The organism is Neptunomonas japonica DSM 18939, assembly GCF_000422765.1.
GTDB classification, from domain to species: domain Bacteria; phylum Pseudomonadota; class Gammaproteobacteria; order Pseudomonadales; family Balneatricaceae; genus Neptunomonas; species Neptunomonas japonica.
Genome location: NZ_AUGR01000025.1, coordinates 18,435 through 39,228, shown reverse-complemented (window position 1 = coordinate 39,228; position 20,794 = coordinate 18,435). Strand labels below are relative to the sequence as shown.

The window sequence follows — 20,794 nt, the reverse complement described above, 5'->3', positions numbered from 1 at the left end:
AACATTCACTACAGAGATCTCTATTAATGATTAGTAAATATTTCCCGCATACACTTGCTGGAATCTACTTGGTTTTTTCTATTGTACTGGGTATCAGCCCCGTTTCCCGCGAAGTGTGGATCGCAGAGATCATCCCTGTCATCGCTATCTTTCTAATTTTGGTTTTCACATTCCATAAGTTTCGCTTCAGCAACCTAGCTTATGGATTAGTTTTTATCTGGATTTTTTGGCATACGGTAGGCGGGCACTACACATTCGCCAATGTTCCTTTTGGCTGGGTAACTGAGCTGCTAGGAGCCGAGCGTAATCATTTTGATCGAATAGGCCATTTTACTATTGGCTTTTATGCCTTCGCTATGGCTGAGTGGTTATTACGTAAAGGCTACTGTGGTTTTAAATTAGCAATGACATTTAGCCTATTCTTTATTATGAGTGTTGCTGCGGCATACGAAATCATCGAGTGGTGGTATGCAGCGCTCGAAGGTGGTGATGCAGGCGTCGAGTTTTTAGGCTCACAAGGCGACATCTGGGATGCTCAAAAAGACATGTTATCCGATACGCTGGGCGCTATTGCCTCACTACTACTTTTTTACTTTTATCGGTCGGACAAAAAACAACAAATTTCATAACAAATAATTTCAATTAAGAACAGGGAGTTTAGTGACTCTCTGTTATCCGCTCCATGACATTACTAACCACCGCATCACAGTGCTCGCCAGCAAACTCAAATACCTCGAGTCCCGCCGCTTGAATATGTTGATCTAAGTGGCCACGTAAAAGCTTTTTAGCTCTAGAGAAACGTGTTTTAACCACATCGGCATGTAAATCCAATGAGTCAGCGGTTTCTTGTGTAGATAACTGCTGTACACCTCGTAATACAAATACGCTGGCATAGCTGTCAGGTAACTGGTCAATAGCTTGCTCGATGATTTTTGCCAGCTGCCCCTGAGCTAACACAGCCGATGGCCCCTCGTTATTCAACTCAACTGGCTCATGATCTTGGATAGAGCAAATATCAACAAGCTTGTTCCTACGTATTCGCATAAGCGCCTCATTGCGTACAATACGAGATAACCACCCAGCAAAGCCTTCGGGGCCGCTAAACTGTGCTATTTTTTCATAAGCAATCACGTAACTGTCTTGTAGAATATCCATAGCATCCGCATCACTTTTACAAAAACTACGCGACAATCGATATAAACGCTGATTATAACGCCGCATTAATGGCTCAAAAGCCACTGAAGAACCTGATCGAACCCGAATTATTAACTCAAAGTCAGTTTCTTCTTGTAGATCTGCAAGTGCAATATCCATTGGTAACGCTTGTGCTGAAGAATCCATTGTTCATACCTTACTTAGCGGCAATCATTATGATCAGTTGTGAGAAGCTCAATATAATCAATTAACTGGGCTCTCACGTTAGCATCAGTTATACCGGCAAAGGTCATTGACGTGCCCGGCACTATAGCTGCAGGGCTTTCAAGAAACTTATCCAACGTCTGCCGATCCCAGCGCAGTCGAGACATTGTTAATGCCTCACTGTACTGAAACCCTTCCTGACGAGCAGCCAACTGACCAAATACACCACAATGCTTAGGGCCTGTGCGGTTATAAGATGGAGAGTGGCACCCCATACACATAACATAATGAGGCGGTGCCGCGTATGCACTAATATTAAAGCTGCAAAATACACAACATGTAAATACCAACACTGCACGGCAAACACTCATGAAAAGAAAGCTCCCGGCACCGGATTAAGCCCTAATACTTGTCTCAACACCGCCCAGTGCATGGCTTCATCAGCAAGAATACTGGCAGCGGCTTTAGACAACTCTCGTTGTTCAAATAAAGGAATAGCACCGGCATAAGCACTCACTGCTCCACGCTCTAAAGAGGCGGCGAAAGTTAATACATCAGTTTCAGTTTTCAATTTTTCTACTGAAAATTGATAAATTGCTAATGGACCTGCGGCCTCCCCTCCTAAAGCCCCCACCGCTTTAGAAAGTGCATCAATATGTTCTTTATGATGCCCCTGAAACTGCACTGCCACATTGAGTATAGCCGATGACAGCAAGCCACTTTCTGCACCTACTTGATAGGCGGCTACCGCTTCATGCTCAGCAGCAATCGCTGTATTTAAGATTTGTATATCCATCATAGTTTGTTTATCTGACGCGCTAGCCACTTTAGCGTTAAGGCCTGACAACATAGAAATAGCCATTGCCGACAATGTCAGCTGCCCTCCTGAACGTAAAAAGCTTCGACGGTTAGTTGTTTCTTGTGTAACAGTTGAAGCTGTAGGTAAAGCATCTACTGATAATAGAGTTTTTGGTTTAGAAAATTGAACTGACATAGGTTTCTCCCATCTGGTCATATTTATGATCTATACCCATAAAGATGCACCGCACAGGAAAAGGTGACAGATATTTGAAATTAATTATTCGCGTAATAAGTTAAGACACTATAGAAGATGCACTACTCCTGCTCTTGCGCTTCGTCCAACTTAGCTCTTTGTAAATACAAGCGCAGCAACGGCGGGTGAACCACCAACGTATAAAGACATAAAACAAAAACTAAGCACAGCATCTCAAACCGATAAATGTAGTCTGCAGGGATCATCAGCACTAAAGCAGCAGACACAGCACCACGCAAGCCACCAAGCATCATTATATGCTGCCACGCTAAAGGGAGCGGCTTACGTAATGAGCTTAATAACAACGAGCCTCCATAAACTACAACCGCTCGTGACACTAGCAATACAATGACAACGCCTGGGAGCGCCCAATTAATAGGAAAGTCATGAGCGCCTGCCGCTGTCCCTAGTGAAAAAAACAAAATGCTACCCGCTAATACCTCTAAATATTCCCAAAAGGAAGTAAACAACTCACCTTCTTTAGGCTGAACGCCTGCCTGGCGACTGCGAATAAATGCCAAAGACGCACACAGCACAGTAATAACACCAGAGACATGAAAGACGCCCTCTCCCAACAAATAACTGCCATACGCCAATAACAATGTCAGCGTTAAACCGGGAAAGCGATTCTGCTCTCCCCAATGCAGCACTAGCTTTCCAGCCAACCAACCCAGAGCCAAGCCAAGAGGAATAGCGCCAGCAATAGACCAAGCAAATTGCAGCAACGCCTGCCCCAATGATAACGGCGCATCAGTTAGCACCAGCGCAGCCATTAAGCTAAACAGTACGATGGCGGTTCCATCATTAAAAGTAGACTCACCCTCCAGCAAAACATTTAACCGTTCTGGAATAGAAAAGCGCTGAAAGATAGCCGCTACGGCAGAAGGATCAGTCGCTGCGACGGCCGCCGCAAAGAGCAGGCCATCAGTAAGGGGAATAGACATGATCCACGAAAGAGGAATACCAATCAGAAACAGTGTCAAAATAACGCCTAAGCCTGCGAAACAGAAGATAGGTATCACGTCCGTCTTGAGCGCGGGAATTGAGGTATTGCGAGCACTGGCGAAGATAATAATAGGTAATAGTAACCAGATCACCAGCTCAGGCGAGAGTTCGATAACAGGTATAGTAGGCAAGTAATTGTGTTGCACAGACCCATAAATCACACCTGCCAATAGCAACCATGATTCTGGCGGTAAAAAACTACGGGAACTATAATGACGCAGGCAAGCAACGAAAAAAAGAAATGCACAAATGCCGACAAGAATGAAGAAAAGCGGTTGATCATGGGCGCTCATAATCTAGCCCTCTGAGGTTTTAATCCAGTTTTAGTTTTACTCAGTCACTCCATTTCTAGCTATTCCATTTTATCTATCGCCGTACCCCTAGCTGGACTCAAAGGGCGATAATCATCAGAATAAGCGCTATATTCTTAAAAATCTACCGTTACGAGTGTGTTGCTAGTTCTTACAACAGCTCCTTGCCACCGTAAACCTCTGCCAACTCATCAAGCTGTGAGCTAGTTGAATCAAAGCCTTCCTCAGCAAAATAATAAGACACTTTAACTTTATCGGCACCGCGATAGAGTTTTACCTGAACATCGGCAACACTCCAAACTTTGAGCGCGTTTAAAAAGCGGTTTGCCTGCTGCCCCGTCACAAAGGCATATACAATTTGTGTTTCCATAGAAATTTCAGAATGCTTAAAAAGCGCGCAGTGTGGCACAAGTTCCTAAAGAAGGCATTTCGTTTTTTCTGGATTACGAATATATTTATCTATACTGTTACAATCATATTCACACTGAGAATCATGCTTTTCACTTGTCTATCTACCTATTTTTATCGTGTCGCCACGGCTAAATGAGTTTATTTAGAATGGATATAAAAAAGAAAGAACAGCGTGCAAAAGCTTTCGACTATCTCTTTGATTCTGTCGTCATTACTGACTTGCAGGGTATTATCACCGACTGGAACAAAGGCTCTGAAGAGCTATACGGTTACTCCCAATCAGAGGCTATCGGACAGCCAGTATCTATTCTTCATGTGCCTGAAGACTCTGCACATATTACAACCGAAGTTATTTCCGCTGTTGGAGAGTTTGGTAAGTGGGCGGGCGAAGTAAAAATGCGGCGTAAGGATGGATCAACTGGCTGGATTGAGTCTATGTGTGTCCCTCTACTCGACGATAACAATCAGGTTATTGGCGCACTGGGTATTAATAGAGACATTACCGAGCGTATCAGAAAATCTGAACACCTCACACAAATTGCTCACTACGACCAATTAACTCAGACTCCAAACCGTTACTTATTACTAGAACGGATCTCGCACTTAATTGATCAATGTGAAAGAAACAAAGGTAACTTTACGCTGCTCTATATTGATCTGGATAAATTTAAGATTGTAAATGATAACAAAGGCCACGCATTTGGTGACAAAGTCTTACAAGAGGCGGCTCGCCGTATGATGAAATCCATTCGCAAGTCAGATACATTAGCACGCTACGGTGGTGATGAATTCATACTATTACTAGAAAACACACGAAAAAGAGAAGATATCATTACTATTTCGAAAATATTAATTAAAGCGCTAAGCAGGACATTCAAACTAGATAATGACACGGCAAATATCAGCTGCTGTATAGGCATTGCCACATACCCCTACAATGGAACGACCTCTGATGCATTACTATCTTTTGCAGACGATGCCATGTATAAAGCCAAACACAAAGGCACCGGTACCTTTCAATAAATACAAATAACTCACTATGATGAAAATACTTAGTTTTGCTACCTTTATCGCTTTTGCCATTTTAGCGACGGCCTCTGTTGCCTTCTACACCCTTCCTTTTTTAGTCTTAGCTATTTACTTGGCAATGAGCATCATCACCTTTATCACTTATGCTCTAGATAAATCAGCAGCCATCAATGGGCGCTGGAGAACAAAAGAAAGTACCTTGCATGTGTTTGCATTAGCAGGAGGGTGGCCAGGTGCTTTGCTTGCCCAACAAACGTTACGCCACAAATCATCCAAGCAAGCATTCATCAATGTTTTATGGATAACAGTAATAGTAAATCTTGGTGGTTTTATTTGGTTACATAGTGCAGATGGCAGCTCCTTTTTAAATAGCTACCTGCATACGACTAATATAAAATTCATACATTTAGTGACAGATATATCGTTGCCAGATTTTGTGCAAATATGGCTTTGGAAAATCAATTACTATTTCAAATAATAATTTAATAACCTAAAGCACAGTCCACTGCCTCAGGTATCAACCCAGACTTATAATATTCACGTATATTATTAGCCACAATTTTACTGGCACTACTGATATTGGTAGGCGCTGAAATATGCGGTAAAACAGTAATTTTTTCATGTGCCCAATAAGGATGATTGACGGTTAACGGCTCCTTCTCGAATACGTCAAGAACAGCATGTGAAACAAGACCGGCATCCAATGAGGTGATCAAATCGATCTCATTAATCGTAGCACCGCGGCCAAAGTTAATAATAGAAACACCCCGTTTGCATTGGCCAAAACGCTCGGCATTGAGCAAGCCGCGTGTTTCATGTGTTAACGGCAGCAAGTTAATCACGATATCACTTTGTGATAGCACGGTTTTTAGCCCGTCTTCTGTAGCAAACGTTTGAATGCTCTCAAGCGTTTTTTTGTGCCGACTCCAGCCCAACACTCTAAAGCCGTTAACGTGAAGGCGCCTAGCAGCAAGCGCTCCTAGCTTACCCAAGCCTAATATAGCAACGGTGCGATCACTTGACGCAACATAAGGCAGCTGCACCCATTGAGCATTAGCTTGTTGCATACGATAAGTAGGCATATCGCGGTGTAAATAGAGCGTCCAAGCCAATACCGCTTCTTCCATAGTTTGCGCAAGCGCAGGGTCGACCAAACGAACAATGGGAAATGATACACCGCTCCCTGCCACCATAAGCTCCGCGACCATACGCTCAACACCGGCCCATGTACTGTGTACCCATTTAAGATTGGGTAACTGGCGCAAATCCTCGGGGTCAGGGTTAGCCACAACAGCCAATGTACATTGCTGCTTTTGCAACTGCGTTAAACTATCAAATAAACAGACGTCACTGTCCGGTAGCAGCTTATTTAAGATCAATATCCATTGCTCTACTTCAGAAGCTGGAATACGACTAACGAAGGCAATTAATTTTGGCTCAGATTCCACCTTCGTTATATTCATACTCGTATTCCTTATGGGTATTACCGTTAATAACTACTACTGTTTAGCACCATGCCCTATAGCATTTCTATCAAGCAAACGGGGCATGAATAACTCTTATTTATTATCTAGATTCTTGTACTCTCCAATACTTTGGACGCTGCCGTCAAACGTATAGCGCTGTCGCAGGCACTACCAAGTTCACGGCCTTTTTTAATAAAATGCCTCAAAAAGTACGTTACATGCTCTTCATTATCGTGAAAGTGATGCGGCGTTAGTACAGCCGTTAATACCGGCACTTCTGTTTCAAGCTGCACTTGCATTAAACCACTACACACGGCTTGGGCAACAAACTCATGGCGATAAATACCCCCATCGACCACTAACCCACTGCAAGCAATAGCGGCATACTGGCCTGATTTTGCTAATAGCTTAGCTTGTAGCGGTATTTCGTAAGCGCCTGGTACGGCCACAACATCAATTTTATCGATATCATAACCACACTCGGCCATTTCAATCCGGAATCCTTCTAGGCTATTCAAGACTATATCGGTATGCCAAGAAGCATGGATAAATGCGATACGGTGATTTTTTACATCTAAGAATGGTGTATTCGTTGAGCTCTGATTCATTGATAAAGTCCATCAAAATTTACTGAATCAGGGCGAACGGACAGGCAATTAATACCCGCAATAGAAAATCTATCGAGCATTAAACAACTCACTGAATTAACAGTGATGCAGTTTTGTCTGACACGCTCTCTATCATCCGGACTATAACCGTCGGCTCTGGAGTCTCACCAGATCTGCTGACCCTTTTATAGCAGGCTATTAAAGCACTAAAACAAAAGGCGCTCGCGGGCTTAAACAATAAGGTAACGTGCGCTACCCTCTATTTTTACCGCCGGTGGGGAATTACACCCCGCCCCGAGAACGAAACCGGATTAATCATCCGGCAAACGACTATAAGATTTTTATTAAAAGGAGTCAAAGCTAAGAGATTATTGTGGAAATTTAGGCTAATAACCGACGTTTTTATACAGATAGATTAGAAAATATGGCTTTTAAATCACCTTTGGCATTTTCATCATGCAAGGTTAATTTTTGCTCAACATGGTCTAAATGATGCTCCATTAACAGTACCGCCCTCACTTTATCTTTTGCGGCAACAGCGTCAATCAATGCTAAGTGCTCATCATAAGAACAATGGGTTTGAGTATCGTTTTCGTATAATGCAATGATTAATGAGGACTGCGATACCAAACTACGCAAAAAACTGCGTAATGGTCCATTACCTGATACTTCAGCCAGTTGAAGATGAAATTCACCGGACAAGCGAATACCTGTGCCTCGGTCTCCTCGCGCAAAACAATCCTGTTCGTCTTTAACAAGTTTGCGCAACTGATCTAACTGCTTATCAATGGGGTTTTCTGCTGCCAGCTCAATTACTGTTTTTTCTATAACGCGTCGAGCAAAAAGAACCTGCTTAGCGTCATCGATTGTAGGGCTGGCAACCATTGCGCCTCTATTAGGACGAATAACAACCACCTTCTCATGCGCTAAACGTGATAACGCACGATGAATCACCGTACGGCTAACACCAAAAATATCTCCTAGCGACTCTTCACTAAGCTTAGTGCCCGGAGCAAGCCTTTGCTCTAAGATAGCATCGAAGATATGGCCATAAATTGCCTCATCTTGCGTTGCTCTATTTTGTGAAGCCATAAAGCGACAATCTCTAAAAAAAGGTTTTTTTCAGCATAAAAACGTGTTTTTTACTTCAATTAGAGTATAAAAAACGGAACATGGTCACTTTTCATACACAGGCATGATACTGAATTAACTGCCTCGATACGTTGAGTAACTGTATGGAGATACCAGTAATGGCACATGGTAGTGTGAGCCCTCCTCTGCGATCCCAAAATGAATTGAAACATCATCAATAAACGCGGGTTCAGCGAGCTCAATACCTCTTGCCCTAAAGTAATCACCTACGGCAAACACGAGTTCGTATTTACCTACTGAAAACTCATCTTCAGGCAGTATGGCGGAATCAGTACGTCCATCAGCATTTGTAAGCATGTCATTTATTAGCACTCGGCTATTACCACTAAGTCGAAATAATTGCACTCGGACTGCATTTCCTGGGCAACCTTGTGCAGTATCAAGTACATGTGTCGTTAAATACCCCATTGGAGATCCTATAGAATAAAAATTTCATGAAAATATTGTATACAATCAATCTATTAAATTTAAGACAACTTAACTTAAATCTAACTTATTAGTAGAAATAATCAATTTTTAGCAGCATTAACTTTATATACGTCATATTTTATTGTATACAATTAAATAGAAAAGATTCACGTGATACTCTCTCAAAAGCCATAACTCTGAGTAAATGATATGAGCTATCCTCGCGACCTTATCGGCTATGCTGGGCGGCCACCACACCCACGTTGGCCTAAGGATGCTAAAATCGCACTGTCCTTCGTTTTAAATTATGAAGAAGGTGGCGAGCGCTGTGTACTACACGGAGATGAAGAGTCTGAAGCATTTTTATCTGAAATACCTTCTGCTCAGCCTTTTCGCCACTCACGCCATATCAGCATGGAGTCTATCTACGAATACGGCAGCCGCGCAGGCGTATGGAGGGTTCTAGACCTATTCAAAAAGCATCAAATCCCGCTAACCATATTTGCTGTTGCTATGGCTGCTGAACGCCACCCTGATGTTATCAAAGCCATGACGGCGGCTGGTCACGAAATTTGTAGCCATGGTTATCGCTGGATCGACTATCAAGCTCTGAGCCCTGAAGAGGAACGCGCGCATCTTGATAAAGCCGTAAGCATTCTCACAGCTATTACCGGCGAGCGTCCTTTAGGCTGGTACACCGGCCGTAATAGTATCAATACTCGCCAACTCGTTATGCAAGAAGGTGGGTTTTTATACGACTCAGACGCCTACGATGATGACCTACCCTACTGGGTCGAAAATCAAGATAAAGGGCACCTAGTTATTCCTTACACGCTCGACACAAACGATATGCGTTTTTCGACGGCACAAGGCTTTAACAGCGGTGAACAATTCTTTAATTATCTTAAAGATAGCTTCGATACACTCTACGAAGAAGGTCAGACCGCGCCAAAAATGCTGTCTGTAGGTCTCCATTGCCGACTAATTGGCCGTCCTGGACGTATTGCTGCTCTCAAGCGCTTTATTGCCTACACGCAACAGTTTGAGAAGGTCTGGTATGCTCGCCGCATTGATATTGCACGCCATTGGTATGAACACCACCCTTATACACCGCCACAGAGAACACAAAAGCGGACGGTATCATGAAGTTCAGCACCATACACCCCAGCACAATGACTAAAGCTTCGTTTGTAGAGCATTTTAAAGATATTTACGAACACTCGCCTTGGGTAGCTGAACACACTTATACGCGCTTACCATCGATCAATGCTGATGACATACAACAGCTGCACCAATTAATGTCTGATATTTTATTAAGCGCGCCTAAAAGCCAGCAACTCACACTGATTAACGCTCATCCAGACTTAGCCGGTAAAGCGGCTATGTGCGAAGAACTAACCACCTCTTCGACTGACGAACAAACAGGAGCCGGTATACATCAATGCAATCCTCAAGAGTTTGCACGCTTCACAGAGTTGAACACGACATACAAAGCCAAGTTTAACTTTCCGTTTATCATGGCAGTGAAAGGAAGTAACCGCTTACAGATACTAAAAGCGTTTGAAACACGTATCCACAACAATAGAGACACAGAATTTGAACAGGCGATAACAGAAATCAACAAAATCGCACTGTTTCGGCTTGAAGCCCTATAACCTTTCTGAGAAACACCTATGAGCCTACCAACTGAATTCACCCACTTTCTAAACCTTGCTGATAGCCGATTAGGAAGCATCGCCACCTTTGTTACCGACGACTGGTTTGCAGAGGTCAACCGCATGCTACAACCAAAAGCACCTGTATGGAAGGATGATGTTTATGATGACAACGGAAAATGGATGGATGGATGGGAGTCTCGTCGAAAACGCTTTGAAGGTTATGACTACGCTATAGTCCGCCTAGGTGTTGCGGGCGTATTCAAAGGTGTTGATATTGATACCTCTTACTTTACGGGCAACTATCCTCCTTCGGCATCTCTAGAGGCCTGCTTCTCACCCGATGAAGAACCTAATGAGCACACCACATGGCAAAGCGTTTTAAGACCTGTCAGCTTAAATGGCGATAGCCATAACATATTCCAGATAGATGACGAGCGTCCTTGGACTCATATTCGCCTTAATATTTTTCCTGACGGGGGCATTGCTCGTTTAAGGATCTATGGTGTGCCACATAGAGACTGGAGTAATCATAGGAGTGATGAACTGATCGATTTTGCTGCCGCCATCAATGGCGCTAGAGCTCTTGCGTGCAGTGATGAGCACTACGGAGACAAGAGCAATATCCTAAACCCTGGCCGCGGCGTTAATATGGGAGATGGCTGGGAAACGGCAAGACGACGTGTTCCGGGTAATGACTGGGTTATTGTTGCTTTAGCTCACCCTTGCGATATTAAGCAAGTGCTCGTTGATACTTGCCACTTTAAAGGAAATTATCCGGATAGTTGCTCGATTCAAGCCGCCTTTGTAGAAAGCGGCACAGATGAGCAAATAGCGACTCGCAGCTTATTTTGGCGTGAACTACTGCCTTCACAAAAATTACAGATGGATAGCGAGCACCCATTTTCCACAGAACTAAATGACTTAGGAAAAATAAGCCACATCAAACTCAATATATTCCCCGATGGGGGCATTAGTCGATTACGCGTGCTAGGGCTCTTACATAAAACATCACCGTAGATACTTTGTTCTAAAATTCTCACCACTATAAAGAGAGCAACCGATGATTACACTCACACCGCAACCATTAACGGCACAAGCGTTTGCTCCCTTTGGCGATGTTATTGAAACCCAAGACCGAGATTTTTTTCTTATTAATAATGGTTCAACTAAACGCTACCACCAGCTCACTAAGGTTGATCTAGACGAGCAAGGCTCAGCCATTATTAGCATTTTTAGAGCGACCCCCTTAACAATGCCATTGCCAATTATGATGCTAGAAAAACACCCTCTAGGAAGCCAAGCATTTATTCCCATGCAAGGCAGTTCTTTCTTGATTGTTGTAGCTCCCGAAAGTGATACCGTTGATCCAACAGAAATAAAAGCCTTTATCAGCCACGGCAAGCAAGGTATTAACTACCGGAAAAATGTCTGGCACCACCCTATCTTAGCGCTTAACAACAATGATGATTTCTTAGTGGTCGACCGTACGGGCCTTGGCAATAACTGTGATGAGTTTTACTTTTCGCAAGAGCAATCTATTTTATTGTCTCCTTGAGCTAACATAAGAAGCCCGCTAGGATTACTCACAAGGTAGAGAAACTAACCACGCTCTTCATGAGCATTGGTGGACATACCGTCCCAAGGTATCTCACGTAAGAAGAATATATGAGCCGAATTCGCGAAATCAACAGTGAACGCATCCTTGAAGCATCCTGCATAGAGTTTGCAGAGAAAGGCTATGCTGCAACAAAAATTATTGATATTGCCAAAAAAGTAGATTTACCAAAACCCAATATTTACTACTATTTTCAAAGCAAAGAAAATCTGTACCGCTGCGTACTTGAATCAATCATTGAGCCATTACTAGAAGCCTCAGCTCCATTTGATCAATATGATGATCCTGCAGTTGCCCTAGAAGAATACATTCGCACCAAAATCCGTATTTCAAAAGAACACCCACACGCATCAAAAGTGTTTGCAAGCGAGATAATGTTTGGCGCGCCTCATCTAACAAAAGATATTTCTGACAAGTTAATGCAACAAACAACACAGATGACTGCACGTATTAATCAGTGGATCAGTGAAGGAAAAATGGAACCTATAGATGCCCAACACCTACTTTTTATGATCTGGGCTTCTACTCAAACTTACGCTGATTTTGATTGGCAAATTGGCAAAGTAACCGGAAAAAAGAAGCTAGATAAACAAGATTATCAAACAGCTGAGGCCCTTATTACTCGCTTGGTATTGAAAGGCTGCGGATTAAATTTAGCGGAAATCAAGTAATATTATTTACTTATGCTAGAATCATACTGAATACATCCTGTATTCCCCCAGATTTAACGTAACCAATTCCATAATGATGCCCCATCATTATTTTGTACACAGGCGTTTTTATTACTAATGACAGACGAAGAATTTGTTTCAATACTACGCTCTCTCAGCCTTGAGCAACTTGATCAGCTTCAAAACAATCTCGAAGTAAAAGTCCAAGAGAAAAAGCGTAAAATAGAAAAGCGCAAAGCCGCTATGAAAGTTCCTCCACGTAAGACCAGCGATGTAGAAGAAATGGCTGATCAAATGGGACTCGACCTTAGCAGTTTAATGCGTGAGATATCACGCCGCTAACGTTTACCAATTATTAGCCAAAATACTACTGCAACCTTCCTGCAATGGCTCTGCGACTCTAGCTAGCGGTTTATTTTCACGTAAAACTCGTAAGAGTAAACAAAAACAGCGATGCCCTCCTTTAACCGATGGCCATATACCTAAAATAAACAGCAGCGACTCTGGATTTAAATCCAAAGTACCTATTACATGTCTTTGCCAAAGCTTTTTTAGCCCAACTTTCATTGAGCTTATTTGATACAAAGGGATTTTAGGGTTTGATGAAGGGAACTTTCAAGCACTGTTTGTATCTATTAAACGTGATCAGGAGAGAATAGGCGTTACTAGCCTTTATCTTTAACAACACCCTGTACAGCTGATCCCCTCTGGGGGTAACTCATGGAGTTATTGAGGGGCGTCGGCTTTTTTAATAATGCACCACAACATTACGTCCCGCATGCTTAGCCTTATAGAGTGCAATATCAGTACGCTTATAAAGCGTACTAACCGTATCTCCTACGCCATACTCCGTTACTCCAAAGCTACACGTTACTCTTAAGTTTTCACTAAACTTTTCTGACGCAATCAAACTACGTATTTTTTCAATACTCGTAACTGCTTCCAGTAAGCTTACACCCGGAAGAATAATAAAAAACTCATCTCCACCCCAGCGCCCTAGCGTGTCTGTTTCTCGAATATGCTTAATGACCAGCTGACTAACCTTTTGTAAAACCAAGTCTCCATTTTGATGACCAAAAGTATCATTAATTATTTTAAATTCATCAACATCAAATAAGGCGACAGACAAAGGAGAGTGGTAACGTTTAGAGCGTGCGATTTCGTTGAGGAGTTCTGTTTCTGACTTATGACGGTTATACACTGAGGTGAGATAATCGGTATCTCTTAAACGCTCAATTTTCTTGAGGTTCTTAGCAAGTTCCAAATTAACCTGAGTTAATTCAGCAGTGCGCTTTTCAACTTCTTGTTCGAATGTCAGCTTTCCTTGATCTAATAATCCACTCTGAGCCTGCAGTTGAGCCTGCGCCAACTTAAGCTGATGAATGTCAGAATGAGCGCCTACCATAAAGGTCGCGTCTCCCTCTTTAGACCTTTCTACAACTCGTCCCTGATCTCGAATCCACAGAAAATCACCATCACCTTTAATACACCGGTATTCAATATCATAAACACTGGTTTTTCCAGATGTGTATGCTTCAAAATGCTGCATAACTGCTTCAAAATCATCAGGATGTATTACTTTCTCCCAAGTAAGAACGTTCTCGGGAAACAAGTTTTGGTTATAACTGAGCATACGATACCAACCCGGGCTACGCTTCACCTGGCCAGTATTTGCGTCCCACTCCCACACTCCTTCCGTGATGATATCGAGTATGTAATGCAGCCTGATAGAATCATCATGGCTTGATGGCTTTTGATCCTCTGGGTTCGTCATGAATACGACCCCCATGCTATATGGCGCTGTGCTTTCCTTTTGCACGCTTCATGTTTTAAACAAGAACAACCAACCGGCTCTTCACGTACTTATTTTAAAGATACCCCATTATGCGTGAGTAATCGATAAAATCTCATTCATGAAAGCGAACATAGCGCTTGTACCTTGCGGCGGATATCCTCATAGCGTAAATGCTCACACACACCAAAACCCTGTAACTTCCTCACTTTATAGCGATTAAATACAGGCACGCCAATACCTGCTAAAAACCGGCTAATGTTTTCTTGAGAGAGCGCAACGCTTCGATCTAAGGAAGAAAGCCCCGATGTTTTTTCAACTAAATGCTGCTCTACAGCGTCTATAATACGGCTGAGTTGCACATCTTCAGGCCACTGAACAGCCGAGGAGTATGCCAGCTTGGCCACCTGCCCTTTACATACAGAGCAATGACTACATTTTTCAGGGGAATGTGCATCATCAAAATACAACGCTAGGTGATGGCTCAAACAGTCCGACAGCTCAAAAAAGCGAACTAAGGTGGCAATACGCGCTATCTCTTTTTGCTCTTTCTCAGCAAAATAGCTATGCAGCCTTTCTGCCAGATCAGACTCAGACAACACATTTACGTTTACCGCAAACACTTCGGTGATACGTTTAGTTTCTAGCGTAATACAGCCCTGTTCTTGTAGGTACTCCAATGCTGCAACAACGCGCGCACGATCACATTGATAGTTTTCAAATAACGCTTCAAAATTGGGATTGCCCCACACTTTCTTGAAGGTTGTATTGGTAAAAATAGCAGCAACAAAATCTCGTCGTTCTCCTGAGAACAGGGCCAAAATATCATCTTTAGACTTCAATAGCTTGATTTTGAAATCCGCAAAATAGGCATATAGAGGCCGCAGCACCCCCAGAAGTTCCAGCTGTACTAATAAGGTTTTTAACGGTAACTGGCGAATATTACTGTCATTAGACAAACCTAATACCTGTAATTCCCATTGGCTATTTTGGCATTCATGCCGAATGCTATTAATCACGTACTCTATACCGCTCAATTCAGGCGTATCACCGTATACAAAGTTTTCAACTGTGTTTAACCCATCCAAATTGGCCAATGTAATGCAACTAGACGAAGAGCCATCACGACCGGCACGACCAATCTCTTGGCTATAATTTTCTATCGATTTAGGCAGGTCATAGTGAATCACAAAGCGAATATCTGATTTATCGATCCCCATACCAAAAGCGATAGTGGCAACAACTACTTGGATTTCACCTTGCATAAAATCAGACTGTATTTGCTGGCGAAGATCACTCGGTAAACCCGCATGATACGCCATTGCATTAATCTGCTTAGCGCGTAAGAACTCTGCTACCTGCTCTGCACTGTGCTGAAGTGTGACGTATACAATACCTGAGCCCTGCTGCTGACAAACAATATCATTAAGCCTTTCATCTTTGTGTGCTGTACTAACAGGTACAACAGATAAATCCAAATTAGGACGATAAAAGCCAGTCTGAACAATATCGGATTCATTTATAGCAAACTTCTTTGCCATATCCTTTTTTACCCTACGAGTTGCTGTCGCCGTCAACAACAACACCAGCGGTATTTTCAGCTCTTCACGATAAGCAGGAAGCTTTAGGTAATCCGGACGAAAGTTGTGACCCCATTCTGAAATACAGTGCGCCTCATCGATCACCAACATAGATACTGATACAGATTGAATAAAGCTTCGAAAGCGCTCATTTTTAAAGCGCTCGACAGATACCATCAGTATTTTAATTTTTCCAGAACGAACATCAGACATAACATTTCTGCTCTGTTCTGCCGTTAAGGTTGAATCGATACTCGCAGCAGCAATACCTTGCTGTTTAAGGAAGGATAACTGATCGTTCATCAACGCCAGTAAAGGTGAAACAACAAGAGTTAAATGCGGCAAGTGTATAGCCGTTAATTGATAACATAAGGATTTACCAGACCCCGTAGGGAAAATTGCCAGTGAAGAACTCCCCTTTAACAGCTGTCGGATGGTTTGCTCTTGTCCTGAACGGAACTGATCAAAACCAAAAACTTCTTCTAATGAAGCATGTAAATCCGAATTCATTTTAAATACCTATAAAGAGGAGCGAAGAAGCGCAACAAGAAAATGTATTGCCAAAGCATTAAGACCAATAAGCTTGTGCCCACTGAAGGTGTTCATCCTTAGACAGAAAGCTCCAGGCGATCAATCGGCTAATTTTTTGCCCTTGGCTCATATTAATAACTTCACACTGCTTAGCCCCTAAGCGCTTAACTAGTTGCTGTATTGGCTTAATATTGTCTTTCTTGGATACTAAGCTGGTAAACCAACAAATTTGCTCAGCATAATCAACACTCTCTTTGGCCATACACTCAAGGAAAGCTAACTCGCCACCGGGGCACCACAACTCGCACTGTTGGCCACCAAAATTCAATTGAGATGCGTTTTGTTTTACACCGGTGTTGAGATTTTGCCACTTACGCTGGCTAGCGGCTTGTGCTTCTTGCATTGACGCATGAAAAGGAGGGTTACAAAGCGTTAAGTCAAACCTATCTTTAGGCTTAACAACACCTTTAAAAATATACTCACTCTCTTTTTGCTGTCGAACTTTAATGAGTTTGTTTAAGGCGCTGTTTGATTGAGCAATCAAACTTGCTGTTTTAACGGCAACCGGATCAATATCAGTCCCTACAAACTGCCAGCCATAGCTTTGGCTACCGATAATCGGGTAAATACAATTAGCGCCCGTACCAATATCCAGCACATGAACTTTTTTTCCTGTCGGGCACTGTTTTTGATGACTAGCCGCCAGCAAGTCAGCCAAGTAATGTATGTAGTCTGCTCGCCCCGGAATCGGAGGACATAAGTAACCCGGAGGTATCTGCCAGTGTTGCACATGATAAAAATGTGCCAACAATGCTTTGTTTAAACAAAGCACCGCCTTCTCGTCACTAAAGTCGATCGTCTGATCTCCTTTAGGGTTCGGCCGAAGAAACATAGTAAGTTCGGGGCAAGTGCGGCTCAACGCTGCCAGATCATAACGACCCTGATGAAAGTTATTTGGGTGTAATTTACCACTCATTATAACTTCTCAAACCGGTCTACAAGCTGGTCACTGTTTAATGTAACCTTCTCAAAAAACATGTCATAAGGGCGAACCCAAAGGTCTGCATCACCATATAATGGGCGATAAAGCACCATCCACTCTTCTGTTTCTGAGTGCCTCACTAGATCAACTAGCTCGTATTCATTACCTTTATAATGGCGGTACTTTCCGACCCTAAATGAAGGTTTAAGTGATAAATCCTGACTCATACTTTTCCCTCAATTAATTTTCCCAAAGCAACTTTAAGCATATCCAACGACTCCTCACCGCTACGTTCATTCCAAAAAGCGGTAACGTTAACAGGAGTAGACTCCAGAGCTACAACATCAGAAGGTAAAAGCGTAATAACTTCATTTAATATGCTTAACTGGGTATCAGACAATACTCTTTCACCCACTTTCCAACACCAACCTTCAGGTAAACCTTCATTAGCAATAGCTGTGACTCTAAAGATTTGCCAAGGAAACATTGCACCGACTTCTCTTTTATCAAGGTTCGTTCTAGGTAAACGATAAGCAGGTGTGTTACGTACTTTCTCGTCCATTTCACCTTCAGCCCGTGGCGCAGTTAACCTAACGAGCTGCACCATGAAACCTTCTTTTTTTGCTCTTAAACGCAGTTTCGCCTGAAGCTTTTCTCGCGGGGTTGGCATCATCCACATAAATGAGCCTAATAAAGACATCACAACAAAAACGATAATAAAGATTTTCATCTTAAAATTTCCTTTGAACAACTCTCATTCTATTGATGGTTATCACAATTTTATAATCTTTCTGTATGCTAGACTGAAGAAAATTCAATAAAGAGGATTAACCCAATGGCCGTTTATTCTAAAATTCTCTTAGCTGTAGACCTATCTGAAGAATCAGACCAGCTCATTGAGAAAACACGTACGATTGCACAAAATAACCACGCAGAATTAACAGTACTGCATGTTATCGAGCCGCTTAGCTTCGCATACGGTGGCGATGTTCCAATGGACCTTACCACTGTCCAAGATCAACTCGATGAACATGCTCGAACTAAACTCTCAGCTTTTTCCGAAAAACTTAATTACCCCGTTGAATCTCAACAGGTCATCACCGGCCATACTGAATCAGAGATTCATCGTATGGCCGAAGATAAAGAGTGTGATTTAATTATTGTTGGCAGCCACGGCCGTCACGGTCTAGCGTTGCTACTAGGCTCAACAGCAAACAGTGTTTTACACGGTGCACCTTGCGACGTATTAGCTGTTCGCGTTTATGAGCCAAAAACATAACACTACATTGCTTCCAGCTCTACCCAGCGCTCCATCAGCAATTCAATCTTGCGCTCCTGCTCTTGCAGTAGCGCAAGCTTTTCTGTCACGACGGAATGATCGCTTTCATAAAAACCTGCCGCGCTTGTTTCAGTCATTAAAACTTCAAGTCCTGCTTCAGCCGACTCTAGTAATGCAGGCAATTGCTCAAGTTCACGCTGCAACTTATAACTAAGCTTTGGTGCCTTTTTAACCGGCGCTGTAGGTGCCGCTCCTGCTTGGCTCAATCCGGCTTTAGCAGGCAACTTCTCTTTAACAATACTAGGGCGCTGCCTTAACCAATCTTGATATCCACCGATGTAACTAGAAACACCGCCGTTCTCAAAGACAAACGAACTTGTCACAACATTATCCAAAAATGCTCTGTCATGACTCACTAACAAAACAGTGCCTTTAAAGTCCATAAGAATTTCTTCTAGAAGCTCTAGTGTCTCTACATCCAAATCATTTGTTGGCTCATCTAGTACCAACAAATTTGCCGGCTGACTAAACAAACGCGCTAGCAACACACGGTTACACTCACCACCAGACAGTGCTTTTAATGGTGTTCGCGCTCGCTCAGGAGCAAACAAGAAATCTTGAAGATAACTAATAATATGACGACGCTGACCATTTATTTCGATCGCTTCACGCCCTTCAGAAATGTTATCGATAACTGACTTTTCTGGATCTAACTGACCGCGCAGCTGGTCAAAGTATGCGACTTCAAGCTTAGTACCATGAGAAACACTACCACTATCGGGTTTAAGCTGTCCCAATATCAACTTAAGTAACGTACTTTTACCTGCACCGTTGGGGCCGATCAAGCCTATTCTGTCGCCACGCTGAATAGCCGCCGTAAAGTTTTCAATAACGGGTGTGCCATTAAAGCCAACAGTAACGTTTTCAAGTTCAGCAACTAATTTGCCTGAACGTTGAGCTGCTTCAAGATTAAAACTGGCTTTGCCTTGACGCCCCAGACGCTCTGAACGCTCTCGACGCAATGACTCCAGAGCACGTACACGCCCTTCGTTGCGGGTACGACGTGCTTTAATTCCCTGGCGAATCCACACTTCTTCTTGCGCTAGTTTTTTATCAAAAAGAGCATTATGTCGCTCTTCCTGCTCTAGTAAAATCTGCTTCTGTTCAGTGTAAGAGGTATAGTTACCAACGAATGAGGTCAAGATTCCACGATCTAATTCGATAATGCGTGTCGCAAGATGGTCGACTAATGCACGGTCATGAGAGATAAATAACACACCGCCACGAAACTCTAGCAACTGTTTTTCGAGCCATTCGATCGTATCGATATCCAGATGGTTGGTAGGCTCATCTAGTAATAACAGATCGGGTTCTTGAACCAAAGCGGTACCCAGTGCTGCACGACGGCGCCAGCCACCCGATAATGAAGACATCAGTGCTTCACCATTGAGTTTCAATCGAGTTAGTACACGCTCTACACGCTGCTCGAGCCCCCAGCCATCAACTGCTTCCATCTCATGTAACAGATGGTCAAGTTTTGCTAAAGATTTAGCATCCGTATTAGATGATAGCTCGTCATATGCGGCCCGCATATCAACAACCTCTTGCAGACCTGAGGCAACAACATCCCATACTCTTCGCTCATCAGCGGCAGGTAAAGCCTGCGCTAATTCAGCGATACGACAAGAAGGATCAATCCACAGTTCGCCATTATCTAAATGAACCTGTCCGGTAATCACTTTTAATAAGGTCGACTTACCAGCCCCATTGAGTCCGACCAGACCAATACGCTCCCCTGGCTCTATATTAAGACCCACATCAGCAAGTAAAGGGCGTGAGCCAAACGCAACGGAGGCTTTATCAAGGCGAATCAGGGGCATGAT

The 20,794-nt window shown here is 43.0% G+C and carries 25 protein-coding genes and 1 riboswitch; of the genes, 10 read left to right on the top strand and 15 right to left on the bottom strand.

The window, feature by feature from the left end; translation table 11 throughout:
- The first annotated feature begins 26 nt into the window (after window positions 1-26).
- On the top strand, window positions 27-629 hold the full coding sequence (locus G511_RS0115605) for a DUF2238 domain-containing protein (protein WP_028470467.1): 603 nt from the start codon (window positions 27-29) through the stop codon (window positions 627-629).
- Window positions 630-657: 28 nt separating this feature from the next.
- Here G511_RS0115605 and G511_RS0115600 read toward each other — a convergent pair whose 3' ends face one another.
- From G511_RS0115600 to G511_RS0115580, 5 genes are all read right to left on the bottom strand, one after another.
- Window positions 658-1,341 carry an RNA polymerase sigma factor gene (locus G511_RS0115600; protein WP_028470466.1) on the bottom strand — a complete coding sequence of 228 codons (684 nt, stop codon included), beginning with the start codon at window positions 1,339-1,341 and terminating at the stop codon, window positions 658-660.
- Window positions 1,342-1,355: 14 nt separating this feature from the next.
- A complete protein-coding gene (locus G511_RS23130) occupies window positions 1,356-1,730 on the bottom strand; it encodes a c-type cytochrome (RefSeq protein ID WP_051222133.1) in 375 nt (124 codons plus the stop codon).
- Complete coding sequence (locus G511_RS23125; RefSeq protein ID WP_051222131.1) at window positions 1,727-2,353, bottom strand: ferritin-like domain-containing protein; 627 nt, start codon at window positions 2,351-2,353, stop codon at window positions 1,727-1,729. The genes G511_RS23130 and G511_RS23125 overlap by 4 nt, the downstream gene beginning before the upstream one ends.
- A 122-nt stretch (window positions 2,354-2,475) precedes the next feature.
- On the bottom strand, window positions 2,476-3,711 hold the full coding sequence (locus G511_RS0115585) for a cation:proton antiporter (RefSeq protein ID WP_028470465.1): 1,236 nt from the start codon (window positions 3,709-3,711) through the stop codon (window positions 2,476-2,478).
- A gap of 169 nt (window positions 3,712-3,880) precedes the next feature.
- On the bottom strand, window positions 3,881-4,099 hold the full coding sequence (locus G511_RS0115580; RefSeq protein ID WP_028470464.1) for a hypothetical protein: 219 nt from the start codon (window positions 4,097-4,099) through the stop codon (window positions 3,881-3,883).
- A 188-nt stretch (window positions 4,100-4,287) separates the two neighbouring features.
- On the opposite strand from G511_RS0115580, the gene G511_RS0115575 reads away from it, so the two are divergent.
- A complete protein-coding gene (locus tag G511_RS0115575) occupies window positions 4,288-5,163 on the top strand; it encodes a sensor domain-containing diguanylate cyclase (RefSeq protein ID WP_028470463.1) in 876 nt (291 codons plus the stop codon).
- A 16-nt stretch (window positions 5,164-5,179) separates the two neighbouring features.
- Window positions 5,180-5,647 carry a DUF1294 domain-containing protein gene (locus tag G511_RS23120; protein ID WP_051222129.1) on the top strand — a complete coding sequence of 156 codons (468 nt, stop codon included), beginning with the start codon at window positions 5,180-5,182 and terminating at the stop codon, window positions 5,645-5,647.
- 4 nt (window positions 5,648-5,651) lie between these two features.
- On the opposite strand, the gene G511_RS0115565 is transcribed toward G511_RS23120, so the two are convergent.
- From G511_RS0115565 to uraH, 4 genes are all read right to left on the bottom strand, one after another.
- On the bottom strand, window positions 5,652-6,632 hold the full coding sequence (locus tag G511_RS0115565) for a 2-hydroxyacid dehydrogenase (protein WP_051222126.1): 981 nt from the start codon (window positions 6,630-6,632) through the stop codon (window positions 5,652-5,654).
- A 107-nt stretch (window positions 6,633-6,739) separates the two neighbouring features.
- On the bottom strand, window positions 6,740-7,243 hold the full coding sequence (locus G511_RS0115560; protein WP_028470461.1) for a 6,7-dimethyl-8-ribityllumazine synthase: 504 nt from the start codon (window positions 7,241-7,243) through the stop codon (window positions 6,740-6,742).
- A 120-nt stretch (window positions 7,244-7,363) separates the two neighbouring features.
- Window positions 7,364-7,549: riboswitch (FMN riboswitch) on the bottom strand.
- Between the two features lie 96 nt (window positions 7,550-7,645).
- Window positions 7,646-8,335 carry a GntR family transcriptional regulator gene (locus tag G511_RS23115; RefSeq protein WP_051222124.1) on the bottom strand — a complete coding sequence of 230 codons (690 nt, stop codon included), beginning with the start codon at window positions 8,333-8,335 and terminating at the stop codon, window positions 7,646-7,648.
- Window positions 8,336-8,449: 114 nt separating this feature from the next.
- Window positions 8,450-8,803: a hydroxyisourate hydrolase gene (uraH, locus tag G511_RS0115550; RefSeq protein WP_028470460.1), complete on the bottom strand. Its 354-nt coding sequence runs from the start codon at window positions 8,801-8,803 to the stop codon at window positions 8,450-8,452.
- A gap of 210 nt (window positions 8,804-9,013) precedes the next feature.
- Between uraH and puuE the strand changes: the two genes are divergently transcribed.
- From puuE to G511_RS0115515, 6 genes are all read left to right on the top strand, one after another.
- The gene (puuE, locus tag G511_RS0115545; protein WP_028470459.1) at window positions 9,014-9,949 is read left to right on the top strand and encodes an allantoinase PuuE; all 936 of its coding nucleotides are present in this window, start codon (window positions 9,014-9,016) and stop codon (window positions 9,947-9,949) included.
- On the top strand, window positions 9,946-10,458 hold the full coding sequence (uraD, locus tag G511_RS0115540) for a 2-oxo-4-hydroxy-4-carboxy-5-ureidoimidazoline decarboxylase (protein WP_036552211.1): 513 nt from the start codon (window positions 9,946-9,948) through the stop codon (window positions 10,456-10,458). The genes puuE and uraD overlap by 4 nt, the downstream gene beginning before the upstream one ends.
- Before the next feature lie 18 nt (window positions 10,459-10,476).
- Window positions 10,477-11,478: an allantoicase gene (gene alc, locus G511_RS0115535; protein ID WP_028470457.1), complete on the top strand. Its 1,002-nt coding sequence runs from the start codon at window positions 10,477-10,479 to the stop codon at window positions 11,476-11,478.
- 43 nt (window positions 11,479-11,521) lie between these two features.
- Window positions 11,522-12,016, top strand: coding sequence for an ureidoglycolate lyase (locus G511_RS0115530; RefSeq protein ID WP_028470456.1), 495 nt, complete (start codon window positions 11,522-11,524; stop codon window positions 12,014-12,016).
- Window positions 12,017-12,126: 110 nt separating this feature from the next.
- Window positions 12,127-12,747: a TetR/AcrR family transcriptional regulator gene (locus tag G511_RS0115525; RefSeq protein ID WP_028470455.1), complete on the top strand. Its 621-nt coding sequence runs from the start codon at window positions 12,127-12,129 to the stop codon at window positions 12,745-12,747.
- Between the two features lie 117 nt (window positions 12,748-12,864).
- The gene (locus G511_RS0115515; protein ID WP_028470454.1) at window positions 12,865-13,089 is read left to right on the top strand and encodes an H-NS family histone-like protein; all 225 of its coding nucleotides are present in this window, start codon (window positions 12,865-12,867) and stop codon (window positions 13,087-13,089) included.
- 406 nt (window positions 13,090-13,495) lie between these two features.
- Here G511_RS0115515 and G511_RS0115505 read toward each other — a convergent pair whose 3' ends face one another.
- The 5 genes from G511_RS0115505 to G511_RS0115485 all read right to left on the bottom strand — a co-directional run bounded on the left by G511_RS0115505 (window position 13,496) and on the right by G511_RS0115485 (window position 18,362).
- Complete coding sequence (locus G511_RS0115505; RefSeq protein WP_036552208.1) at window positions 13,496-14,521, bottom strand: sensor domain-containing diguanylate cyclase; 1,026 nt, start codon at window positions 14,519-14,521, stop codon at window positions 13,496-13,498.
- A gap of 137 nt (window positions 14,522-14,658) precedes the next feature.
- A complete protein-coding gene (locus tag G511_RS0115500; protein WP_028470451.1) occupies window positions 14,659-16,629 on the bottom strand; it encodes a RecQ family ATP-dependent DNA helicase in 1,971 nt (656 codons plus the stop codon).
- Between the two features lie 58 nt (window positions 16,630-16,687).
- Window positions 16,688-17,626, bottom strand: a complete 939-nt coding sequence (gene rlmF / locus G511_RS0115495; RefSeq protein WP_028470450.1) for a 23S rRNA (adenine(1618)-N(6))-methyltransferase RlmF — start codon at window positions 17,624-17,626, stop codon at window positions 16,688-16,690.
- Window positions 17,626-17,859 (bottom strand): DUF1653 domain-containing protein, encoded by a 234-nt coding sequence (locus G511_RS0115490; protein WP_028470449.1) that lies wholly within the window; start codon window positions 17,857-17,859, stop codon window positions 17,626-17,628. Before G511_RS0115490 ends, rlmF begins: the two co-directional genes overlap by 1 nt.
- Window positions 17,856-18,362, bottom strand: coding sequence for a hypothetical protein (locus G511_RS0115485; protein WP_028470448.1), 507 nt, complete (start codon window positions 18,360-18,362; stop codon window positions 17,856-17,858). The genes G511_RS0115490 and G511_RS0115485 overlap by 4 nt, the downstream gene beginning before the upstream one ends.
- 105 nt (window positions 18,363-18,467) lie before the next feature.
- Between G511_RS0115485 and G511_RS0115480 the strand changes: the two genes are divergently transcribed.
- Window positions 18,468-18,911 carry a universal stress protein gene (locus tag G511_RS0115480; protein WP_028470447.1) on the top strand — a complete coding sequence of 148 codons (444 nt, stop codon included), beginning with the start codon at window positions 18,468-18,470 and terminating at the stop codon, window positions 18,909-18,911.
- Window positions 18,912-18,913: 2 nt separating this feature from the next.
- Here the strand turns inward: G511_RS0115480 and G511_RS0115475 are convergent, their stop codons facing one another.
- On the bottom strand, window positions 18,914-20,791 hold the full coding sequence (locus G511_RS0115475) for an ATP-binding cassette domain-containing protein (RefSeq protein ID WP_028470446.1): 1,878 nt from the start codon (window positions 20,789-20,791) through the stop codon (window positions 18,914-18,916).
- Window positions 20,792-20,794 lie beyond the last annotated feature (3 nt).

Excerpts from the sequence above, each read along its gene's own strand:
- G511_RS23115 (WP_051222124.1), bottom strand. The coding sequence starts at position 8,335 with ATGGCTTCACAAAATAGAGCAACGCAAGATGAGGCAATTTATGGCCAT.
- G511_RS0115565 (WP_051222126.1), bottom strand. The coding sequence starts at position 6,632 with ATGAATATAACGAAGGTGGAATCTGAGCCAAAATTAATTGCCTTCGTT.
- G511_RS0115600 (WP_028470466.1), bottom strand. The coding sequence starts at position 1,341 with ATGGATTCTTCAGCACAAGCGTTACCAATGGATATTGCACTTGCAGAT.
- G511_RS0115530 (WP_028470456.1), top strand. The coding sequence starts at position 11,522 with ATGATTACACTCACACCGCAACCATTAACGGCACAAGCGTTTGCTCCC.
- uraH (WP_028470460.1), bottom strand. The coding sequence starts at position 8,803 with ATGGGGTATTTAACGACACATGTACTTGATACTGCACAAGGTTGCCCA.
- G511_RS0115475 (WP_028470446.1), bottom strand. The coding sequence starts at position 20,791 with ATGCCCCTGATTCGCCTTGATAAAGCCTCCGTTGCGTTTGGCTCACGC.
- G511_RS0115525 (WP_028470455.1), top strand. The coding sequence starts at position 12,127 with ATGAGCCGAATTCGCGAAATCAACAGTGAACGCATCCTTGAAGCATCC.
- uraD (WP_036552211.1), top strand. The coding sequence starts at position 9,946 with ATGAAGTTCAGCACCATACACCCCAGCACAATGACTAAAGCTTCGTTT.
- G511_RS0115580 (WP_028470464.1), bottom strand. The coding sequence starts at position 4,099 with ATGGAAACACAAATTGTATATGCCTTTGTGACGGGGCAGCAGGCAAAC.
- G511_RS0115560 (WP_028470461.1), bottom strand. The coding sequence starts at position 7,243 with ATGAATCAGAGCTCAACGAATACACCATTCTTAGATGTAAAAAATCAC.
- rlmF (WP_028470450.1), bottom strand. The coding sequence starts at position 17,626 with ATGAGTGGTAAATTACACCCAAATAACTTTCATCAGGGTCGTTATGAT.
- G511_RS0115500 (WP_028470451.1), bottom strand. The coding sequence starts at position 16,629 with ATGAATTCGGATTTACATGCTTCATTAGAAGAAGTTTTTGGTTTTGAT.
- puuE (WP_028470459.1), top strand. The coding sequence starts at position 9,014 with ATGAGCTATCCTCGCGACCTTATCGGCTATGCTGGGCGGCCACCACAC.
- G511_RS23130 (WP_051222133.1), bottom strand. The coding sequence starts at position 1,730 with ATGAGTGTTTGCCGTGCAGTGTTGGTATTTACATGTTGTGTATTTTGC.
- G511_RS0115485 (WP_028470448.1), bottom strand. The coding sequence starts at position 18,362 with ATGAAAATCTTTATTATCGTTTTTGTTGTGATGTCTTTATTAGGCTCA.
- G511_RS0115490 (WP_028470449.1), bottom strand. The coding sequence starts at position 17,859 with ATGAGTCAGGATTTATCACTTAAACCTTCATTTAGGGTCGGAAAGTAC.
- G511_RS0115585 (WP_028470465.1), bottom strand. The coding sequence starts at position 3,711 with ATGAGCGCCCATGATCAACCGCTTTTCTTCATTCTTGTCGGCATTTGT.
- G511_RS0115505 (WP_036552208.1), bottom strand. The coding sequence starts at position 14,521 with ATGACGAACCCAGAGGATCAAAAGCCATCAAGCCATGATGATTCTATC.
- alc (WP_028470457.1), top strand. The coding sequence starts at position 10,477 with ATGAGCCTACCAACTGAATTCACCCACTTTCTAAACCTTGCTGATAGC.
- G511_RS0115605 (WP_028470467.1), top strand. The coding sequence starts at position 27 with ATGATTAGTAAATATTTCCCGCATACACTTGCTGGAATCTACTTGGTT.
- G511_RS23125 (WP_051222131.1), bottom strand. The coding sequence starts at position 2,353 with ATGTCAGTTCAATTTTCTAAACCAAAAACTCTATTATCAGTAGATGCT.
- G511_RS23120 (WP_051222129.1), top strand. The coding sequence starts at position 5,180 with ATGATGAAAATACTTAGTTTTGCTACCTTTATCGCTTTTGCCATTTTA.
- G511_RS0115575 (WP_028470463.1), top strand. The coding sequence starts at position 4,288 with ATGGATATAAAAAAGAAAGAACAGCGTGCAAAAGCTTTCGACTATCTC.
- G511_RS0115515 (WP_028470454.1), top strand. The coding sequence starts at position 12,865 with ATGACAGACGAAGAATTTGTTTCAATACTACGCTCTCTCAGCCTTGAG.
- G511_RS0115480 (WP_028470447.1), top strand. The coding sequence starts at position 18,468 with ATGGCCGTTTATTCTAAAATTCTCTTAGCTGTAGACCTATCTGAAGAA.